General features: G+C 68.2%; 2 protein-coding genes and 1 pseudogene (1 of these 3 cut by a window edge). All 3 read left to right on the top strand.

All coding sequences use genetic code 11. From position 1 onward, the window contains the following. A pseudogene (locus tag K728_RS19035) lies at positions 1-1095 on the top strand (FecCD family ABC transporter permease) (it extends 110 nt beyond the left edge of the window). 1 nt (position 1096) lies between these two features. Next, positions 1097-1984, top strand: coding sequence for an ABC transporter ATP-binding protein (locus K728_RS0109450; RefSeq protein WP_024476540.1), 888 nt, complete (start codon positions 1097-1099; stop codon positions 1982-1984). Next, positions 1981-2517, top strand: a 537-nt coding sequence (locus K728_RS0109455; protein ID WP_024476541.1) for a siderophore-interacting protein, incomplete at its 3' end; no start/stop codon positions are given. The genes K728_RS0109450 and K728_RS0109455, both read left to right, overlap by 4 nt.

Genomic DNA, 2517 nt, shown 5'->3' on the forward strand with positions numbered 1-2517 from the left:
CGCTGCCACACCGAATGGCGCTGCCACACCGAATGGCGCTGCCACACCGAATGGCGCTGCCACACCGCCGTCGGCTACCGTCAGCGGCGGTCGACGCCGGCAAGCAGCCCAGCGCCGCCTGGTGATCGGTATCCTCGCGGGGGTCACCGCCGTCCTGTTCGCGGTCTCCGTCCTGCTCGGCACCTATACCGTGACCATCCCGGACTTCTTCAGGATTCTCGGCGGCGCCGATATCCCCGGCGCTACGTTCATCGTGATGGAAAACAAGCTTCCCCGCGCGGTGATCGCGGTCCTTATCGGGGTGGCCTTCGGCCTGGCGGGCACCATTTTCCAGACCATGCTCCGGAACCCGCTGGCCAGCCCCGACATCATTGGGATCAGCTACGGAGCCAGTGCCTCCGCCGTGGCAGCAATAGTGCTGTTTGGGGCGGCGGGCGTTGCGGTCTCCCTTTCGGCCCTGATCGGTGCCCTCGCCGTCGCGGCAGCGATCTACCTGCTCTCCCGCCGCGGCTCGGCGNGGCGGCCGGGTACCGGCTGATCCTGGTGGGAATTGGCTTCGCCGCGGTGCTGCACGCGGTGGTCAGTTTCTTGCTCACCCGCACCGATATCCGCACCGCATCGGACACCCTGGTCTGGCTCAACGGCTCCCTGAATTCCAGCAACTGGGACCGCGCCACGATCCTCGTCCTCGCCCTGCTGCTGCTGATCCCCGCGGCGGCCGTCCTGTCCCGGGGGCTGCAAGGACTGGAACTGGGCGACGATACCGCCGCCAGTCTCGGCATCCGGGTCGAACCATCGCGGCTAGCTCTGATCACCGTCGGAGTGGCCCTGGCTGCCGTTGCCACCGCCGCCGCCGGGCCGGTGGCGTTCGTCGCCTTCCTCGCCGGCCCGATCGCGCGCCGCCTCGTGAAGGGCGCCGTGTCTCTCACCGCGGCCGGACTGGTGGGCGCGGTGATAGTTCTCGCCGCAGACTTCGTGGCAGCCAACATGATTCCCGGTGTGTCACTTCCGGTCGGCGTAGTAACAGGCGTCCTCGGCGCCCCGTTCCTGCTGTGGCTGCTCGTGACCGCCAACAGGACAGGACAGGGAGGCTGAAATGGCGTTGACAGCCAGCGAGCTGACACTCGCATACGACGACCGCAAAGTGGTCCAGGACCTCACCGTCGAGCTGCCGGCCGGCAAGGTCACGGTGATCGTCGGGGCCAACGCCTGCGGCAAGTCCACCCTGCTGCGCGGCCTGGCCCGCCTGCTGAAGCCGTCGGCCGGCGTCGTCAACCTCGACGGCAAGGACATCCACTCGCTGTCCACCCGCACCGTCGCGCGGATCCTCGGGCTGCTTCCGCAAACACCGGTAGCCCCGGATGGGATCACCGTCGCCGACCTGGTGGGTCGCGGCCGCTACCCGCACCAGGGCTGGTTCCGGCAGTGGACCAACGACGACGACGTCGCCGTCGCCTCCGCCCTCCAAGCCACCGACACCCTTGAGCTCGCTGACCGCTTTGTCGATGAATTGTCCGGTGGGCAGCGGCAGCGGGTCTGGATCGCGATGGCCCTGGCCCAGCAAACCGACATCCTGCTGCTGGATGAACCCACCACCTTCCTCGACGTCACCCACCAGGTGGAAGTACTGGATCTGATCACCGACCTGAACCGGCGCGACGGCACCACGGTGGCCATCGTGCTCCACGACCTGAACCTCGCCGCACGCTACGCCGATCACCTCATCGCCATGAAGGACGGCCAGATCGCCGCGCAGGGCAGTCCCGCCGAGGTGGTGACCGAGGAGACCGTCACCTCGGTTTTCGGTCTGCAATGCCGCGTCATCCCGGACCCCGTATCCGGCACACCCATGGTGGTGCCGGTCGGCCGGCACCACTCAGGCGACGGAGCTACTCAGTCGTCACCCAAAACGTCCACCGGGCAGGGGTTCCTGCCTAATCCGCAGGACACGCTGTCCGCGCACCACCTGGAGGCAGCAACATGACCGAAGTCAGCAACCGCACGGCCCGACGGAGCGAGCGCGCACCACAGCGCACCGATGGAACCGTTTCGGCGGTATCAGCCTTCGACGTCGTCGTCACCCGGGTGCAGCGCCTCAGCGACAACTTCCAACGCATCACCTTCGGCGGGTCCTGCCTGAGGGACTTCGGGGTGCAGGGGGCAACGCTGGACCTGCGGATCAAAGTCATGATCCCCGCCACCCGCGACGACGATGCCCCCCGCGTGAACATGCGGGAACTCCTCGAGTCACCGCCCGAGGGATCGGGCTGGTATCAGCGGTGGCTCGCAATGGACCCCGCAGAGCGCGGCGCCATGCGCACCTACACCGTCAGGGCGGCCCGGTGCGATGGCGACCAGCCAGAGATCGACGTCGACTTCGTGATGCACTTCGATGCTGAGGGGAACGGGGGGCCGGCGTCGCTGTGGGCCGCCGCCGCCACCCCCGGCGATCGGATCTGGCTGATCGGCCCGAACGTCCACGCCGCCACCTGCACCACCGCCGGCTCCTACGGCGGG

Source organism: Arthrobacter sp. CAL618 (assembly GCF_000468215.1).
GTDB lineage: Bacteria > Actinomycetota > Actinomycetes > Actinomycetales > Micrococcaceae > Arthrobacter_D.